The organism is Exiguobacterium sp. J17977 (genome assembly GCF_018616375.1).
Lineage (GTDB): Bacteria > Bacillota > Bacilli > Exiguobacteriales > Exiguobacteriaceae > Exiguobacterium > Exiguobacterium mexicanum.
In genome coordinates this window covers 362201-380579 of the sequence record NZ_JAEQBB010000001.1, presented here as the reverse complement: position 1 = coordinate 380579, position 18379 = coordinate 362201, and the positions used below count along the sequence as shown (strand labels likewise).

Annotated in this window: 18 protein-coding genes; 12 read left to right on the top strand and 6 right to left on the bottom strand. The window is 53.7% G+C overall.

Features of this window, described 5'->3' with window-relative positions:
- Positions 1 to 57 precede the first annotated feature (57 nt).
- The 6 genes from KNO58_RS01860 (at position 58) to KNO58_RS01835 (ending at position 6046) form a co-directional block, all read left to right on the top strand.
- Positions 58 to 261, top strand: coding sequence for a PLD nuclease N-terminal domain-containing protein (locus KNO58_RS01860; protein WP_021066453.1), 204 nt, complete (start codon positions 58 to 60; stop codon positions 259 to 261).
- A complete protein-coding gene (locus KNO58_RS01855) occupies positions 258 to 1106 on the top strand; it encodes an ABC transporter ATP-binding protein (protein WP_214751609.1) in 849 nt (282 codons plus the stop codon). The genes KNO58_RS01860 and KNO58_RS01855 overlap by 4 nt, the downstream gene beginning before the upstream one ends.
- Positions 1106 to 1864, top strand: coding sequence for an ABC transporter permease (locus KNO58_RS01850; protein ID WP_214751607.1), 759 nt, complete (start codon positions 1106 to 1108; stop codon positions 1862 to 1864). The genes KNO58_RS01855 and KNO58_RS01850 overlap by 1 nt, the downstream gene beginning before the upstream one ends.
- A 113-nt stretch (positions 1865 to 1977) precedes the next feature.
- Positions 1978 to 3612 carry a C39 family peptidase gene (locus KNO58_RS01845; RefSeq protein WP_214751605.1) on the top strand — a complete coding sequence of 545 codons (1635 nt, stop codon included), beginning with the start codon at positions 1978 to 1980 and terminating at the stop codon, positions 3610 to 3612.
- Positions 3613 to 3773: 161 nt separating this feature from the next.
- Complete coding sequence (locus tag KNO58_RS01840; RefSeq protein WP_214751603.1) at positions 3774 to 5009, top strand: exo-beta-N-acetylmuramidase NamZ family protein; 1236 nt, start codon at positions 3774 to 3776, stop codon at positions 5007 to 5009.
- Positions 5010 to 5122: 113 nt separating this feature from the next.
- Positions 5123 to 6046 carry a CAP domain-containing protein gene (locus KNO58_RS01835; protein ID WP_214751601.1) on the top strand — a complete coding sequence of 308 codons (924 nt, stop codon included), beginning with the start codon at positions 5123 to 5125 and terminating at the stop codon, positions 6044 to 6046.
- 41 nt (positions 6047 to 6087) lie between these two features.
- Here KNO58_RS01835 and KNO58_RS01830 read toward each other — a convergent pair whose 3' ends face one another.
- Entirely contained in the window at positions 6088 to 6285 is a 198-nt protein-coding gene (locus KNO58_RS01830; RefSeq protein ID WP_021066447.1) for a CsbD family protein, read from the bottom strand.
- A 57-nt stretch (positions 6286 to 6342) separates the two neighbouring features.
- Entirely contained in the window at positions 6343 to 6741 is a 399-nt protein-coding gene (locus KNO58_RS01825) for a hypothetical protein (RefSeq protein ID WP_214751599.1), read from the bottom strand.
- Positions 6742 to 6887: 146 nt separating this feature from the next.
- Here KNO58_RS01825 and KNO58_RS01820 point away from each other — a divergent pair, with 146 nt between their 5' ends.
- From KNO58_RS01820 to KNO58_RS01805, 4 genes are all read left to right on the top strand, one after another.
- Positions 6888 to 7820 carry an ABC transporter ATP-binding protein gene (locus tag KNO58_RS01820; RefSeq protein ID WP_214751596.1) on the top strand — a complete coding sequence of 311 codons (933 nt, stop codon included), beginning with the start codon at positions 6888 to 6890 and terminating at the stop codon, positions 7818 to 7820.
- 5 nt (positions 7821 to 7825) lie between these two features.
- Entirely contained in the window at positions 7826 to 8965 is a 1140-nt protein-coding gene (locus KNO58_RS01815; RefSeq protein ID WP_251026015.1) for an ABC transporter permease, read from the top strand.
- Positions 8952 to 10052 carry an ABC transporter permease gene (locus KNO58_RS01810; protein WP_214751592.1) on the top strand — a complete coding sequence of 367 codons (1101 nt, stop codon included), beginning with the start codon at positions 8952 to 8954 and terminating at the stop codon, positions 10050 to 10052. Before KNO58_RS01815 ends, KNO58_RS01810 begins: the two co-directional genes overlap by 14 nt.
- Positions 10053 to 10135: 83 nt before the next feature.
- Complete coding sequence (locus KNO58_RS01805; RefSeq protein WP_214751590.1) at positions 10136 to 10597, top strand: zinc metalloprotease; 462 nt, start codon at positions 10136 to 10138, stop codon at positions 10595 to 10597.
- 44 nt (positions 10598 to 10641) lie between these two features.
- On the opposite strand, the gene KNO58_RS01800 is transcribed toward KNO58_RS01805, so the two are convergent.
- Positions 10642 to 13326 carry an HD domain-containing phosphohydrolase gene (locus KNO58_RS01800; RefSeq protein WP_260570831.1) on the bottom strand — a complete coding sequence of 895 codons (2685 nt, stop codon included), beginning with the start codon at positions 13324 to 13326 and terminating at the stop codon, positions 10642 to 10644.
- 202 nt (positions 13327 to 13528) lie between these two features.
- On the opposite strand from KNO58_RS01800, the gene KNO58_RS01795 reads away from it, so the two are divergent.
- Together KNO58_RS01795 and chrA are read left to right on the top strand one after the other, a co-directional pair.
- Positions 13529 to 13837 (top strand): PadR family transcriptional regulator, encoded by a 309-nt coding sequence (locus tag KNO58_RS01795; protein WP_214751588.1) that lies wholly within the window; start codon positions 13529 to 13531, stop codon positions 13835 to 13837.
- Between the two features lie 5 nt (positions 13838 to 13842).
- Entirely contained in the window at positions 13843 to 15027 is a 1185-nt protein-coding gene (gene chrA / locus KNO58_RS01790) for a chromate efflux transporter (RefSeq protein WP_214751586.1), read from the top strand.
- Positions 15028 to 15062: 35 nt separating this feature from the next.
- Here the strand turns inward: chrA and KNO58_RS01785 are convergent, their stop codons facing one another.
- From KNO58_RS01785 to KNO58_RS01775, 3 genes are all read right to left on the bottom strand, one after another.
- The gene (locus KNO58_RS01785) at positions 15063 to 15566 is read right to left on the bottom strand and encodes a YdcF family protein (protein WP_214751585.1); all 504 of its coding nucleotides are present in this window, start codon (positions 15564 to 15566) and stop codon (positions 15063 to 15065) included.
- A gap of 102 nt (positions 15567 to 15668) precedes the next feature.
- The gene (locus tag KNO58_RS01780; RefSeq protein ID WP_214751583.1) at positions 15669 to 17081 is read right to left on the bottom strand and encodes a glycosyltransferase; all 1413 of its coding nucleotides are present in this window, start codon (positions 17079 to 17081) and stop codon (positions 15669 to 15671) included.
- Positions 17082 to 17120: 39 nt separating this feature from the next.
- Positions 17121 to 18362: a DHHW family protein gene (locus tag KNO58_RS01775; protein WP_214751582.1), complete on the bottom strand. Its 1242-nt coding sequence runs from the start codon at positions 18360 to 18362 to the stop codon at positions 17121 to 17123.
- Between the last annotated feature and the right edge of the window lie 17 nt (positions 18363 to 18379).

Sequence of the window (18379 nt, the reverse complement as noted above, 5' to 3'; positions counted from 1 at the left end):
AAATAGGTCCTATATGTGGAATGGAGTAGTGAACTCATTTATGAAGGAGGAACATAATTGGACATTACCAATGACTCAAATTTATTGCTCATCCTTTTGCCGTTGCTCGTCCTGCAGCTCATCTTGCTCGTCGTCGCCTTGATTGACCTGCTCAAACGGCAAGAAACGAATGGACCGAAATGGGTATGGCTCCTCGTCATCCTATTCATCAACATCCTCGGCCCAATCGTCTACTTCCTATGGGGACGGACGAAGCGATGAACGTCACTCAACTGACGAAACGGTTCGGCACGTTCACCGCGCTCGACGACGTCAGCTTCTCGCTCCGCCCTGGCTGTACCTCGCTTCTCGGTGAGAACGGGGCCGGCAAGACGACACTGCTCAACATGATCGCCCGCGTGACGACACCGACGTCCGGACAAATTGTTGGACACGATGCCATCCGCATCGGTTATCTGCCGCAACGTCCGGCGCTCTATCCCTCGCTCACCCCTGTCGAGACGATTCGCTATGCGGCCGAGTTGACCGGCGTCACGACTATCGACCCGGTCCATCTGTTGAAACGGGTCGGACTCGAGCCTGTCAATCGACCAGCAGCGCACTTGTCCGGCGGCATGCGACAGCGACTCGGCATCGCCCAGGCGCTCGTGCATGACCCCGAGCTGTTGTTGTTAGACGAACCCGTCTCTGCGCTCGACCCGCGCGGCCGCCGGGAAGTACTCGACCTGTTGAGCGACTTGAAACGAGAGCGGATGATTCTCTATTCGACGCACGTGCTCCCCGATGCCGAGGAAGCGAGCGACTGGGTGCTCCTGCTCCGGCAAGGACGGCTGCTCATGGAAGGGACCGTGACCGATTTACTCGGCTCGAAGTCCTCGATTCAAGTCCGTCTGTTCAATGACGTCGTGACGGAGGATGAGTGGCGAACGCTCCCGGGTGTCAGCCACGTCACCCGCTCCGGGACGACATGGGAACTCGAGACGGACGCGAAAGACGTGACGGAACGGGCGCTACTGCAGCTGCTGCTGGAGCGCGGTCTAAGACTCCAATCGCTCCATGTCGGGCATCCATCGCTCGAGTCACTCTTTTTGGAGGTGAACGCCTGATGAGACTGGCCATCTTCAAACAAGAATGGAAAGAGTCATGGCGCAACAAGCGACTCGTCTGGGTCCCGATCGCCTTGATGTTGCTCGCGGCGATGCAACCGCTCACGCTCTATTTCCTCCCGGACATTTTGGCCTCGGGTGGCAACCTGCCGGACGGGGCGGTCATCGAGATTCCGACCCCGTCACCAGAAGAAGTGCTCATGTCGGCGAGCGAACAGTTGCGACAAATCGGCCTGCTCGTCGTGCTGTTGTCCGCGATGCATACGTTCAGTCACGAACGGTCGCTCGGTACGCTCGCCTGGCTCAAGTCGCTCAAGATTCCGGGCACACGCATCGTCCTCAGCAAATGGGGACATTATTCATTGCTCGCCGTCGCCGCGATTGGCCTGGCCCAATTGAGCGCCGCCTACTATACAATCGTTTTGTTCGATTCGTTCGCCGTCAGCGATTTCTTGGTAGCGACCGGACTGCTCATGCTTCATTTCGTCGTCCAGCTGTCAATTTTCTTCTTGTTCGCGGCGTTGCTCGAGAGCGGTCTCGTCGCCCTCGTCATCACGCTCGCGCTCCATTTCATCATGTCACTCCTCATCGGCTGGCTCGAGTGGGATTGGATGCCATGGCGGCTCGGCTCGTTATCGGCCGAGGTGCTCATGGGTGAGAGTTTACTTGTCTGGCCGATTTTCAGTAGCCTGTTGCTGGTCAGTGTGACGCTCTTCGTCGCCTCGAAACGGTTGTTGTTCATAAGCCGTTCGTCCTGATGTAGCAATTTCTCAAAATAGTCCTTTAGCCGCCGAGTCAGGGCGGCTTTTCTCATGTATACTTAATTTACAAAATAATACCAATTTTGCAAAATGATTGCGGAGGAACGCCTATGAAGTGGAGTCATGTAGTAGCCGGATTGGCCGTGAGTATGAGCATCATCATGAGCGCAGACCACGCCTATGCCGCGGCCGGGTTTCAAACGACGGCAACGGGAACGGTTTATACGACAGAAGACGGCACGGTGCTGACCGGCTGGCAAGTGATTGACAGCAAGACCTATTATTTCGCAGCAGATGGGACGATGGCCATCGGTTGGCAAGCCATCGATGGCGCTACATATTATTTTGAAACGGACGGCGTGCTTGTCACCGGGCGCTATTCGATTGACGGGGCGACCTATTTGTTCGCCGCCGACGGGAAGCAGCTGAAAGGCTGGCAACAACTCACGGACGGTCTCTATTACTTCAAATCGAACGGCGTCAAGGCGATCGGCTTTTTGACCGTGGACGGGAAACGCTACTTGTTCTCTCTTGAAGGGAAACGGTTGAGCGGTTGGCAAACCGTCAACGGCGTGAAGCATTACATATTCGAAAACGGAACGATCCGGTCGGGCATGTACACGATTAACGGCAAGAAATACTTGCTCTTGAAAGACGGACGCGTCGCCACCGGCTGGCAACAGGTCGGGACACGTCACTACTACTTCGGGACAAGCGGTGTACGCCAGCACGGCTTGAAAAAGATTGGGACGACCGTTTACGGCTTCCATGAGACGTACGGCTATCGGTTGGCCGGCGTCCAAAAAGTCGCCGCCCGCTATTATTATTTCGGGTCGGACGGAAAACGTCGTTACGGTCTGCAGACGATTGACGGGAAAGTATACGGGTTCCATCCCGTCTATGGCTATCGCCTACAAGGAAAACATAAGGTCGGGAGCCACTACTACCACTTCCACTCGACCGGCGTCCGCGAGACCGGTTGGAAGTATACGACGCAATACGAGTATTACGCGCCCACTCTGACGAAGAAGACAGACTGGCAAGTCATCAACAGCAAATGGTATTTCTTCGATTCATCGGGTGTCATGTACAAGAACAAACGCATCGGCAACGCCGCGTTCGACGCCCGCGGTGTCTATAGCAACCCGCTGTCTTCATACAAGATGAGCGTGCCGCTCTATCGTCAATTCCAGATGGGCTACCCGTCCGGATGCGAGTTCTTCTCGCTCAAGATGGCGCTCGAGAAAAAAGGACGCGTTGTCAGCGCCGAGACGCTGTACCGGGAGATGCCAAAAAGTATGTGGAACGCCCGCTACGAGAACCGACTCTACCGTTGGGTCGACCCGAACGTCATGTTCACAGGCGACCCGAAAGGCAAACTCAGCCAATATCGCAATTACGGCATCTATCCGAAAGGCATGATTAACTTCTCGAGCAAGTATCGTCCCGTGAAAGACTTGTCCGGCCAAGGATTAGCTTCAATCGAGCGCGAGCTGTCGCTCGGCAACCCGGTCATCGTCTGGGCGAGCGTCGACTTCAAACAGCCTTACGGTTACTTCAATTGGTACACCGCTTCAAATAAAAAGTTCACCGGTTTCGTCAATTATCATGTCATGCTCGCGACGGGCTATGATAAGAACAACCTCTACATCAACGACCCGTACCGCGGCCGCCTCGTCATCCCGAAAAGCCAAGTCAGCTCTGTCATGGGCGCGACGGGATGGAAAGCTCTCGCCGTACGATAAGCATCTAGCCATCAGAGAAATCTGATGGCTTTTTAGGTACAACGAATCAAATGCAGAAATAAAATTTCCTATTTTAGTTACTTTATATTGAATTAAAAATACAAAATGGTACACTTTCCAGTAAGTAGTAAAGCGCTTACATTTACAGAGGAGGAACTGTTATGAAGAAATGGATTGGCGGCCTCGCCGCTCTCACACTCGTCACGTCATCTGTCATGTTACTCGATGCCGATGCCAAGTCAGGGCCGAAGAAACCGAAAGTCGAGCTCGGGGTCGACCGGTTGATGGACAACCCCGATATCTTGTCTGGCAAACGCGTCGGTTTGATCACAAACCCGACCGGAATTGATGCCAACATGACAAGTATCGTCGACTTGTTCCACAACGCCGATGATTTCGAATTGACGGCACTGTACGGACCGGAACACGGTGTCCGCGGTGATGCGCAAGCCGGATCGACAATCAGTTCCTATATCGACGAAGTGACGGGACTCCCGGTCTATAGTCTGTATGGGGCGACGAAAAAACCGACGGCCGAAATGCTCAAAGACGTCGATGTGCTCGTCTTCGACATTCAAGACGTCGGTACACGCTTCTATACGTATATCTATACGATGGCATATGCGATGGAAGCCGCAGCCGAGAACGATATCCCGTTCGTCGTCCTCGACCGACCGAACCCGCAAGGCGGCCTCCGCGTCGAAGGGCCCGTGCTCGACCCGGCCTATTCGAGCTTTATCGGCCTCTATCCGATCCCGCTCAAGCATGGCATGACCGTCGGTGAGCTCGCCCGCTTGTTCAACACGGAATACCAGATTCAAGCCGACCTCGAAGTCGTCAAGATGAAGGGCTGGAAGCGCTCGATGCTTTACGAAGATACGGGACTCCCGTTCGTCATGCCGTCACCGAATATGCCGACGACGGACACGGTCAATGTCTATCCGGCGACCGGTCTGTTCGAAGGGACGAACCTGTCGGAAGGACGCGGCACGACGAAACCGTTCCAATTGATTGGTGCTCCGTATGTGAAGGCGCATGACTATGCCAAGACGTTGAACGAGCTCGAACTTCCGGGTGTCACATTCCGCGCCGCCTCGTTCACACCGACGTTCTCGAAGAACGCGGGCAAACTGTCGCACGGCGTCGAAGTGTACGTCACGGAGCCAACGAAGTTCGAAGCGGTCAAGACCGGCATCGCCATGGTGAAGACGGCGCACGACCTGTATCCGGACGACTTCGAGTTCCTCGCCAATGACTTCATCACGAAGCTGACCGGGAACGCCTATGTGAAAGATATGATTCTCGCCGGCGAGTCGCTCGAGGCGATTATGACGAAAGTCGATGCCGAGCGTGATGCGTTCTTGCCGATTCGGAAAGAGTATTTACTGTATAAATAAGGACCAGGCAGGCTCCACGGAGTCTGCCTCTTTTTGTAATCAAATGGTAATACTCACTATCGCCCTATTCAATATATTATATGGTTATATTATCGAAAAAGGAGCTTCCCATTTTGAAAAAATCTGCCTCAGTCTTGCTCGCTGCCGCCCTTGCAACTGCGTTTACATTTACCCCGTCGACCACTCCGCTCACCGTCAATCCGATCACGGTCGAAGCCTCGTATCGTGAGACCGCCGTCAACACGAAAGGTTCCGTTACGGGAATCAGCCAAATCAACGTCCGCAAAACACCGTCAAGCTCAGCGACAAGTGTCGGTAAAATTGTTCGGGACGGCACGATGATGGTCCGGACGTCATTCACGACGAACGGGACTCGCTGGTACAAAATCCAATGGGGCACGGGTTACGGGTACGTCCCAGCCACATATGTCAAGCTATCGACAGCCGAAGTCGCGTTCACGAAGACGACGTACGTCGCCCCATCGAGCGTCTACTTAAAGTCGCGTCCGCTCACGACCTCATCGAACGTCGTGTTCTTGCGCCAAGGGATGAAGCTCGAGACGATCTCGTACCGGTACACAGGCACGACGCGTTGGTATAAAGTGAACGTCGGCACGAAGACTGGATATATTTTGGCAAAACATATCACGTTCAAAACACCGGCCAGTGGCATCTTGGCCGAGACGAACGAAGAACGTCAGACGGCTGGCTTATCGGCGCTCGCCGCGTCGAGCGAGGCGAACCGCGTCGCCCAAGTCCGGGCCGACGAGATGGCACGGACGGGCCAGTTCTCGCATCAGCTCCGTGAGAACGGGAGCCCAGGTGACACACTCGACGCCTACGACGTCAGCTATCGCGGTTGGGGCGAGAACATCTATATGGGGTCGAGCGATCCGGCACAAGCCGTGAACGCCTGGATGAACTCGAGCGGCCACCGCGCCAACATCTTGAACGGAAACTTCACGCATCTCGGTGTCGGTGCCGCCAAGAACGCGCAAGGATCGACGATTCACGTCCAAGTCTTTTTGACGAAATGAAAAAACGGGAAGTCGCAGTTGTCGCGACTTCCCGTTTTGTATTAGCGGCGTTCGTCTTTCAGGCTTTCGAGGTTTTGTTGGGCTTGGCCGGTCTTCTCTTTGGCCGTCCCCTTCACTTGATCTTTCTGGCCTTCACGCTTGAGCGATTGGTTGTCCGTCGCTTTGCCGACCGCTTCTTTCGCTTTGCCTGCCGCTTTATCAATCAAACCATCAACTTTTTTGTTAAGTCCGTCTTTCATGTAAATCTCCTCCTCGTTGTACATGCTGTCTAATTGATGTACCACTCTGAGGAAAACTCAAACATAGTGCTCTTTGACGAGTACCCGGAAACGCGGTCGCACGGTCAACTCGATCGTGGTCACCGTGCGGTTCCGGTCCTCGTTCATGACAATCAACAGTTCGCCGTGGTCGCGCCGATCCTCGAGCACCTCGACTTTCCCGACCGTTCGCAACAGCTGATAGTACAGCAACTCGCCCGTCGCGTCTTTGACGTTCACCTCAAACTCGTGATAGCTCGGGGAGATTTTAAAATAAAATGACTCTGTCCCGTTCGAGAAACGGAACACCGACTCGTCATAATAAAACGGGAGTGTCGTATCCATTCGCTTCGGCTCGACGGTGCAAAATAACGCCCACGCCATCTCGTCCGGAAACTTCTCGCTCGACTCTTCTTTATTGAACTGCCACCCTTTCATCGCGATCCCTCACTTCAACTTCCATTAATTGTCTGAATAATTCGACTATTATAATTCATTCGGCATCGGGTTCGGAAGTTCCTGCAAACGGGAACAAAACATTGTATGCTTTTTCACGTTCCTCATTTGAAAGGAGTTGCGTCCACGTGTCTATCATCGCGCTCGACCACGTCACCAAACGGTTCGGTGAGACGATTGCCTTGAACGACTTTTCACTTCACGTCGAGGCCGGCGAGTTGTTCGGCTTACTCGGACCGAACGGGGCCGGGAAAACGACCGCCATTTCTGTCATGCTGAACTTATATCCCGCCGACAGCGGCACCATTCGAATTTTTGACCACTCGATGCCAAAAGACGAGCAGACGATTAAACGACGCGTCGGTATCGTCCCGCAGCATGTCTCCGTGTACGACCAACTGACGGTGTTCGAGAACATTCAATTTTTCGCCGAGCTGTATGGGTTCAAACCGGCCGAGGCCAAACAAAAGACCGTGGCCGCCCTCGACTTCGTTGAACTCACGCCACACCAAAAGAAACGTCCGCCGGAACTGTCCGGGGGGCTCCTTCGTCGTCTTAACATCGCCTGCGGCATCGTGCATGAACCAGAACTCATCTTCATGGATGAGCCGACCGTCGCCATCGACCCGCAGTCACGCAATACCATCCTCGAGAATATCCGCGAGTTGAATCGACGTGGGGCGACCATCATCTACACGTCCCATTATATGGAGGAAGTCGAGATGCTGTGCGACCGTGTCGCCATCGTCGATGAGGGACGGATTATCGCCGAGGGGACGCAAGACGAGCTGAAAGACCAAGTCATGACGCTTGAGACGGCCCGCATCAAAGTCGACGCCCTCACCCCGAGCCTCTTGGAACGACTCGAATCACTCGAACGCGTGAAGAAAGTCGAGTACGAGGAACCGTTCCTCGACGTGTCGCTCGAGAAAGATACGCCGCTCGCCCCGCTGCTGGATGTGCTTCATGACGAGCGGGTCCGCTTCACCTCGATCACGGTCGACCGTCCGTCCTTGAATACCGTCTTCCTGGCCCTGACCGGTAAGACACTTAGGGAGTGATGACGATGAAACTATGGACGTTCATCAAATATGATGTCAAACAGCAACTGCGCGACCGCTCGACCCTGTTTTGGATGCTCATCTTCCCAATCATCCTTATCTTCGGGCTCGGGACGATGCTATCGGCCATCTTCAATAGCAATTTTTCGCTTCCGGTCACGGATGTCGCCTACGTCGAACAGTCGACGGATGATTATCGGGTGCCGCTCGAGTCGTTCCTCGCCGACGATGATATCAAAGCATTCATCAATCTCGTCCCGTACGATAGTATCGCCGCTGCTGAAACCGGCGTGAACGATGGCGACACCGATGTCATCCTTCATTTGGACGGTCCCGATGTCCGTCTGCTATACGAGGAACCGTCGACAATCGAGTTCGACGTCATCGAGGCCATCCTCCGGCAATATACGGACGTCGCCAATCAGCAGATTATGCTCGCCGAGGCAGGCGTCTCCGCCCCGTTCGAGAGCGAAACGTTCATCGATAGCGAGAGCATCGATTTGTCGGGCCGGACCCCGACGTCACTCGAATACTTCACCGTCACGATTTCCATCATGACGGCGCTGTTCGGTGCGTTTTATATTACCGGCATGCTCAGCGAGGAACAGCCGATGACCGGGAGTTATCTCCGCATTCAGGCCGCTCCGGTCAAACGGATCGAGTATCGCCTGGCCCGCAGCCTGAGCCGATACACCCTTATCTTCCTGCAACTCGTACTCGTGTTTTGGTTCAGTCACTTTGTGTATCGTAGCTTCTCACTCGACTATGTCCATTTCGGACTCTTGTTCATCGCTTGGCTCGCCCTTGCCTTATACGGCACCGCGTTCGGCTTTCTCGTGTCGAGCCTGCCTCGTCTCTCGCGCAGTACGAAAGACGCGATCGTCAACGGGTTCGTCGCCATCATCATGATTCTCTCCGGCGGTTACGTCCCTGGTTTCGATCAAGTGACGCTGAGCGTGGCACCATGGGCCCAGTACGTCTTCATGCCGATTTTCATGCGGGAAGGCATACTCCAGGTGCTCCTGCGCGGCGGAGATCCAGCCGTGTTTTGGCAGAGCCTCGGTTGGCTCGCCTTGCATCTCCTCGTGTTCGCCGTCCTCAGTCTGTTGCTTTGGAAAGGGGTGAACCGCCGTGGTGCTATTTAGACATGTCGCCAAGCGCATGCTTCGAAAAAAAGGGCTGTGGGTGTTCACGTTCGTCTCCGTGTTCGGTTTCGCCTTGATTCTCTCGTTTCTCAGCTCGACATCGGCGTTGAACGCTTCCATCGGCATCCTTGACCGCGATGGCGGGACACTCGCCGGTCGTGTCATTGAAGAAGCCGGACGTTTCGGCGAAGTGACACCGCTCAATACGGATGAGACCGATGAGGCTTTACTCCAAGGACAAGACATCGTCTTGACGATACCGGACGGATTCACCGAGGCGCTCTTGAATGGGGAGACGCCGCGTCTCTCGTTCAGCGCGACTGAAGGAAGTGACGCCGCGTTAATCGAGCAAGCGCTCAACTCGCACCTGTCGCGCGAGCGGCAGTTACTGCTCGCAAGTGATTTTGACGAAGAACGGTTCAACGAGCTGGCCGAGCGTGAGACGGAGAACGGCTATACGCTCTCGAGTGAACCGTTCCAACAGAGCGTGGCGACGACGGCGCGGACGCAGGCGTTCCTCGGTCTCTTATCGTTCGTCATGATGTCGGCCTTTCTCCAGTTCATCCCGTTGTTCGTCGCCGACGACCGGGATGAGAAGATTTACTCGCGCCTGTTCGCCGCCCCGGTCACGCCACGGCGTTACATCGGTTCGTTGTTCGTGTCGTTCTGTGCGGTCGGACTGATTTATGTGCTCATGCTACTCGCCTTCAGCGCCGTGCTGTACCGACAAGATATTCTGGCTCATCTGCCTGTCCTGACGTTATTGTTCATCGTCTATCTGTTCGTCTGTCTCGCCATCGGGTCGCTCATCGCCATTCTCGCGACGAATCGGGAGAAAGCGAACATTTGGCAGACGTCCGTGACGATGGCGGCGGCCATCACTGGCGGCGCCTTCATCAGTCTGACGTGGCTTCCGGAGACGCTTCAAGCCGTCGGACGCTTCTTGCCGACATATTGGTTCAACTACGGGGTCGCCCAGATGTATGAGGACCGTTTCCCGCTCAATTCAATCCTCATGTTGCTCGGGATGGCGCTCGTCGTCTTCCTCGTCATCGCCTGGGCGTTGAAGAAACGACCGCTCACTTAATCCAATGCGAAACCCCTTTGAATATGTTTGTTAAATTTTACCTTTAATGCTAAACTGTAAAAAAATACTAAAGGGGTTATCATATGCTTCAAGATTGGTTTCCTTTGATTATGTTGTTTATGCATTTGCCTGTTCTACTCATTCACGAATACGGTCACGCCTGCGCAGGTCGACTCGTGGGGACACACATGATTGGCATTTACATCGGGGAAGGAAAGCCGGTCTTTTCCATCGGTCATGTGCATTGGTCACCTCAGAAATTCTGGCTAGGTCGGTACTCCTACAAACATATACAACTAAAGTGGGGACAACGTCTTCTCCTCATTTCAGGCGGGGTTTTGGCTAACCTGGTCACTGGCTCCCTTGTTTGGGCGTTCGCCCTTCTATATCCAGAATGGTTTGCAGGTGTATTCACGTCCGCTTTCGTGACGACGTCGTATTTATTCGTCATTGTTAATCTGTTTCCACACACCCTATCCAATGGCCTCAAAAATGATGGTTTGAACTTAAAAGAACTGTGGCTGTCACGAAAGACAGACAAATAAGCAAGGCGAGATGCTCAGTATAAGCATCTCGCCTTGCTTTGTATTCACCGCTGCAACGTCGGCACGACCTTCTTGAAGAACACCTCGACGAGTTCAGGGTCGAACTGCCGACCCGCTTCTTCTTCGATGACCGCGAGCGCTTCATCGAGCGTCTTTGCTTTCCGGTATGGGCGTCCCGTCACCATCACGTCGAACGTGTCCGCAATCGAGATAATCCGGGCCGCGAGCGGAATCTGTTCGCCGCTGATCCCTTTCGGATAACCGTTCCCGTCCCAACGTTCATGGTGGGCGAGTACAATCTCGGACAGCGGTCCGTATTCCGGTACCGTGCTCAAAATGTTATAGCTCACTTCAGGATGACGTTTGATTTCGCGCCACTCGGCATCGGTCAACGCCCCGGTCTTGTCTAAAATCTCATTGCTGATGGCGACCTTGCCGATGTCGTGAAGCGTCGCGGCCGTGACGAGTTCGTTCACTTCAGCGCTCGTGAAGTTCATCGCCTGCCCGAGTTGTCGTGACAGCTCGGCGACACGCTGCGAGTGGGCTTCTTCACGTGGGATTTTCTCATAGAGCGTCCGCATGATGAGTTGAATCGAATAATGTCGTCGGCTCTGCTTCTCGGATACTTTATGATGGTACATCCGGTCCTCGGCCAAGTTGAACACTTCGACAACGGAAAGGGAATCGTCATGCTTCACCGCTTCTCCAAACGACGCCGAGATTGGCAATCCTTCAATTGATTTGGCCAAGAACTGCTGGCTCAAGTTATCGGACAACCGCTTCGCTTCCTCCAATGTCGTATTCGGGAGGATGATCACGAACTCATCCCCACCGATCCGGGCGACCGTGTCCTTGCCGCGAATCTCACGTTTTAGCATCATCGTCGCCTCAATCAATAAGCGGTCTCCAATCAGATGGCCGAACGCATCATTCGTCAGCTTCAAACCGTTGATGTCGACAACAATCAAGGCGAGCGGATAATAGCAAGGCTCGTCGTATGTGATGAGCGCCTCATCGAAATAACGGCGGTTCTTCACGCCGGTCAATTGGTCGTGATAACTCAAATATTCGATTTCCATCTCATATTTCTTCTTCTCGGTCACGTCGCCGATATAGCCGTGCCAGAGGACGTGCCCTTCGTCGAGCTTCTCAGGACGCGACGACCCCAAAATCCATGTCGTTCCGCCATCCGGCGTGATGACACGGAACTCCGCGTCCCATATCGTCAAGTTCTCATACGACGCCTCGATGCTCGCCATCACATGCGGATAGTCATCCGGATGAATTTTTGAGAAGACGAGGCTCGTATCTTGTTTCATCTGTTCGAGCGTGATGCCCGTCAAATCCTCAAACCCCCGGCTAAAGAACGGGAAGTTGAAACTACCATCCGGCAGGCGCTCGAATTGATAGATGGCACCAGGCACTTGATCCGACAGTTTCGTCAGCAGGCGGTCCCGCTCGGCCAGTTCTTCCTCGAGCTGAACCCGCTCCGTCACGTCTTTTGCGACGGCATAGATATAATTGCCCTGTACTTTTGAGTGCCATTCAATCGAGCGATAGTCCCCATCGATGGTGCGGTAACGGTTGACGAAGCGATAAATCTCTTCCCCTTTCTCAAGCAAGGAGAACGCTTCATCGGTCTTGTCGACATCTTCAGGATGCACGAGACTGGTGAAGTCCATGTTTTCCAGTTCCTCGAGCGGAAAACCAAGAACGCGCTCCCACGCTACATTCAAGTGGAAGATTTCGTGTGTTTTCAACGACATGATGCATTCCAAATCGACGTTGGCGAATCCTTCGAACATCGATTCTTTTGTCTCACCAATCTGTTGGTCCGCTTTTGTCATCTGTTCGAGAATGTGGACGATATATAATTCCACGAGACCGAGCCGGCTAGCCTGTTTGTGTTTCTCCATGACAATCGTCAAATCCCCGTAAAAGACCCCATCCTTCTCAATTTTGAAAAGGATGACTTGCCCGAGGTCGAAGATGCGCAATATGTTTTTAATCAACCGTCTCGGCAACATCCCGTCGATGATTGGCATGATGTCGTCGAACACGATAGGACTCGGTGCTTCGAGTAGCACTTTCCGTTTGGCACTGATCGGCCATTTCTTGCCGACCGGATGGAAGCCGAGCACATCGAGACTTCGTTCGAGCAGCTCATCCATCCCTGACAGCGCCACGGTCGAATACGTCTTGCCGTCATCGTCCATCAAATTGAGCGTCACGGCCTTGGCCCCGGTGAAGCCACGAATCTGATCGAGGAAATGTTGGTTCATCAACAGTTCGCGTCCGGTCGTGACGAACCGATGCGACACGTTAACAAGTTGCTTCAGCGCGTTGTTCTCTTGGACGTGAGGCGTGATGTCATGGAACAACGTCGACACGTAGCCCGGACGTTCACTGAATACGGACAGCTCATACCAGGCCTTGTTGCGGCGCGAGAAGTGTTCGAACGTGATCGTCTCACCACTATCGACGGCCCGCGCGACTTGGACAATCCACTCCCGCTCGCTGTATTCAAAATCTTTCAGCTTATCGGTGATGCGTCCCCCGAGAAACTGTTCGCGCTTCGCTTTCATAATGCGTTCGAACGCCTCGTTCACTTCATTGAACTCGTAATCGACGGGCTCCCCCACCTCATCGTAGAGCACTTTAAATTCGACGTAGCCTTGGGGCATATGGCGCAACAAGGATTGGAATTTGGTTTGGTCTAGGTCTGCCACGTCGGTTCCTCCTCTGCTTACTTCTATTATTCAGTTTACCTCATTTTTTATGAATTCCCTATATTTGCCGAATCGATTCTTGTGAATCGGTTACATTACGTTTTTGTAAAGGTACACGTCCGACGGTTGCATAATTTTTTGTAGGTTGTTACACTGATTTCGGTATCCGATATCGAAAATCGATTTCAAGGAGATGATGAACGTGGAAGACCGCGTCCTTCGCAAACTGTTCCTCGGCTTCATTCATATTCACATCTTGCACCATGCGGCCGAACATCCGGTATATGGCGCGTGGATGGTCGAAGAACTTCGGGAGCACGGCTACTCAATCAGTGCCGGCACGCTCTACCCGATTTTACACACAATGGAGCAGGATGGCCTGCTCATCCGGACAAATGAGCTCGTCGGAGGCCATATCCGGAAAAACTATACGACGACCGAAAAAGGTCTCGTCGTCTTGGCGGAAGCCCGTCAAAAAGCGTACGAACTATTTAAAGAGATCAAGGAGTGAATCACATGTCTAACCAACGTGTAACGTTCAAGACGTTACTAGAGATTTTATTCGTCTCGACCCGGCTCGGCTTGACGTCGTTCGGCGGACCGGTCGCCCACCTCGGCTATTTCCATGAGGAGTACGTCCGTCGCCGTAAATGGATGGACGAACGCGCCTATGCCGACCTCGTCGCCCTCTGTCAGTTCTTGCCTGGACCGGCCAGTAGTCAGGTCGGGATTGGGATTGGCATCGTCCGAGGCGGGATTCTCGGTGGAATCACGTCGTTCATCGGCTTCACATCACCGTCCGTCATCGCCCTCATCTTATTCGCCTTGCTCGTCTCGGGACTCGACGTCTCGGACGCGGGTTGGCTCTATGGGTTAAAAGTCGTCGCAGTCGCCATCGTCGCCCACGCCATCCTCGGGATGGCCGGCAAATTGACGCCCGATGCGAAGACGCGCACGATTGCCTTCTTCGCGCTCGCCGGCGTGTTGTTATGGCAAACCGCCTACAGCCAGGTGCTCGTCATCTTGCTCGCCGGTCTGGCCGGATTCTTGCTGTTCAAACCGCAAAACCTCGACGTCAAGTCAGCTTCATTCCCGCTCTCGAAACGACTCGGGGCGGCGTTGCTCGGTCTGTTCGGTGCGTTGCTCGTCATCTTGCCGATTTTGCGTGAGACGATTGAAAGTCAATCGATTGCGATGTTCGACAGCTTTTACCGGGCCGGGGCGCTCGTCTTCGGTGGCGGTCACGTCGTCTTACCGCTCCTCGAGCGTGAACTCGTGCCGACCGGTTTCTTGAGCGAAGAGGCGTTCCTCGCCGGTTACGGGGCCGCCCAAGCCGTTCCAGGACCGCTCTTCACGTTCGCGTCTTATCTCGGGACGGTCATCAATGGTGTGCCGGGCGGACTGCTCGCGACGCTCGCCATCTTCTTGCCGGCGTTCCTGTTGATTCTCGGTGCCTTGCCGTTTTGGGATGCGCTTCGTCGCAACCCGAAAGTCGCGGGCGCACTCATCGGGGTCAACGCCGCCGTCGTCGGGATTTTGATTGCCGCGTTCTATCAGCCGATTTTCACGAGTACCGTCAACGGTGTGGTCGATTTCGTCTTCGCCGCCTTCTTGTTCGCCATGATCGCGTATTGGAAGATGCCGCCTTGGGCGCTCGTCATCGTCGGCGTCATCGGTGGGATGATCATCGGTACGTTATAACATCAAAAAGGGACTTCGCGATGAAGTCCCTTTTGTCATTGGCGCCATTTCCAACGCATATAGTTGATGAACAGTTTCACGTACGCCAGCTGTTCGCGGACGACGTATTTCAGCTTCGTGGCCGTCGGCGTCTTCGCGTAAAGCGCGTCGGTCGAGAGCCCAAAATATAGCCGCCCGACGAGTCGGGCCCGTCTGACGTGAAAGTCGTTCGTGACGATGGTCAGCCCCGGCTCGCCGTCCCAAATCGAGCGGCTCAACTGAAAGTTCTCCACCGTCGACGTCGACTCCGCCTCGATATGGATGCGGGTCTCGTCAATCCCTCGGGCCATTAATTCCCGGGCAATGACGTCTGCTTCGGCCATCCCTTCATCTGGACCTTGTCCCCCGCTAGCAATCAGTTCGACGTACGGATACCGTTTCGCATAGGAAGCGGCCGCCTCAATCCGGTGCAACAAAGCACGGGACGGTTGAATGCCATTCACTTTGGCGCCGAGGACGAGGACGTACCGATACGTCCCGTCGGCGGTTCGTCGTTTCATCACTCTCACCTGCCTCGACATGATTATAGCAATCTTTTTAGAATTGAGGGACGAGAAAGGACCGATGGAATTTCCACCGGTCCTGGATATGTTTCAGTCGTCTTACATAAAGAACTTTCCAATCGGATGTGATTTGGCTTTGTCGAGTTGTTGCTTCAACGTCTCGACTTCTTGAGCCAAACGCTCTTTTTCAGAATCAAGTTGGTTTACCGCAGCTTCAAGGGCTTTCACTTGTTTGTCCTTGTCACGATTTGAACGGTTCGCCGCAATCAAGTCACGTTTCACTTGGTTCGTGTTCTTCCGGGCTTGATCGCGTTCTTCTTTCGTTTGTTTACGAAGGGCTTCTTTCTTATCGAGCTTCCCTTCTAACAGTTGAGCAGCTCGGTAATAGTTGAGCTGTTCGAAGCGGCTGTACGGATACATCGCTTCCACATCGATTTCTGGTCCACCTTGTGCAATCACTTCTTGAAGCAATTGTTCGAGGCGTGTCTGCGGTACGACGTCTCTAAACTCTTGGTCAACTAGTTCGGCTGAGAATGCTGCGAGTTTATCACGATATGTCTCATCCTGTAAGCGTTCGATTTCATCACCAATCGAGCCGCTCTTATAGCCGTCGTACTTCTTTCCGATACCGCCGAAGTTGATTTTAGCAGCGTCACGCCATGACTCTGGGGTAATCAAGCCGTGATAGCCTTTACTCCCAACCGCAATCGTTGGCTTTCCGACAGCCATTGCTTCGAGTGCTGCTCGACCTGGGGCGATAACGAAGTCAGCCTCGCCCATGGTCTCTGGTAGCTCTTCTTGGCTAAGCCAGCCGAGCCATTTGATGTTTTGGTTTGTCCCCTCGACGGTCTCTTTATAGCGGGTCTCGTACTTCTCACGCTGCGTTCCGTCCCCGATGACATACCAATCAATCGGCATCTGCTGAACGCGTTCATCTTTCAATCCGTCTAAAAAGACATCTAAGATGAACAACTTATCCGGGTCAATCCGGGATGAGAACATTCCCACCAGACGTTCTTTTTGACGCGCTGGTTTTTTTGGTTGGAACAAGTCCGATACCCCGTTTAAAATCACTTCTACTTTCGGTGCGATTGCCGGACAATGCTCAACCAGATATTCCGCAATCTTGTCAGACACGGCAATCACTTTTGAGATACTCGTGTGGTACTGGTCAATGTCGTCATGATACATGCCATGGATGACGAGAACGAACGGGATATCTTTCGCTTCTGCGACCGCTACACCGAGCTGACGCGAGTTGAACGGGTGCGCATAGACGACGTCGAATGGCAGTTCAATCAACTGCTCGATCACGTCTTGGACGTTCTCGTTCGTATAATCCGTTTCGATGACGGTCCCGCCGAGCGAACGAACTTCATCCGCGAACGGCCCCGGCTTCGAGACGACCGTGATGTCGTGCCCATTGTTTCGTAAATGGCGTACCGACGCTAAAATGTGTAAGTGCAGCCCACCCATCGCCGAGTGGAAAAAGACAGGTAACAAAATCCTCATTCAATTCTTTCCTTTCATAAATGGAGTGGCTGTACAACGTTAAAACGAATCTTCATAATCCCCAGACATCCCGGAGATGCGATCGTTATGCATGAACAAGACGAGGTCGACATCGTTCTCTTCGACGTAGTCCGTGATATCGACTTTGCCTTCCGCGTAGCGGACGTCAATCGCCGATACCGTCCCGAATGACTCCCCGAGGAAGCCGAGCACCGGGTTGGCGTACGAATCCTTCAAGACGAGCACGTGCAAGTCATTGACCGGATCTTTCTGCTCGATGCGCAACTGTCCATAGTTGTCTTTCATGAACACTTTATAGAAATCAGCGAATCGGTTCGTCTCTTCCGCTTCCTCGCGGGCGATGACCGAATGACCGCAATCATCCCCGTTCCGGCATACCTCGGTCGTGAAACCGTCTTTCGGTTCCATCCATTCCAAGTAGTCGAGCTTCTCGACATACGGGAGGGAAATCTCACGCGCGTAAGAGCCGTAGTAAGGCTGATCGATTTTGAACGTCTCCATGTCGGACGCCTCTAATTTCGGGATGTCCTCATAGTCTTGTTGGAGCCGTTCGATGATTTGCTGATACCCAAGGAAGGCCCCTTGGACGTTCCAATGGTGATCGTTATAGAAATAGATGTCTTCCATCGGCTGCTCAAAGAGTGTCTCCCCGAGGTCGATGAGCTCAAAGTCGGCTCCTTCGACCGCGTCATGAAGATTACCGCGGCTCTCTAAGTCGCCGCTGATGACGTAGTCCGGAATCATCTCGTTTTGCGCCGCATGGACCGGCTTACTCGGCGCGGACGCGAAGTAGACCGGGACATCCTGTTCTTGCATCGTGGCCCCGAACTCAGGGAACAGACGCTTCATGTTATCGAACCCGCGTACGGGCTCATCCGGACCGATGAGCACGCCATTGTCGAGGGCGAGCACCCCGTTATTGATTTTTTGTTGGAAGACGTTCTTTTGGAAGCCCGCCTGCAGACCCATCCAACGGTCACGTTGGAACACTTGGTCGCTCGAGTAGCTTTCAAACTCCTCCATATACGAACCATCCCGCACGGCACTGACCGAGGCTTCCGGTTGTTGCGCCAGTTCACGCCCTTCTAGCACCGACACTTCCCGATCTTGACCGAACCAATACGTGGCCAGTCCGAGAAAGAGCACGCCTAGAAAGACACCGAGCAACAGAAAATCGGCAAACCAGGATTGTTCGAGCCCTTTCGGCTTTTTCTCAATCGGCCGCGGGCTAGGTTTTCTAGAATCTAATGGCTTCTGCATCATATTGCTCCTTTCTC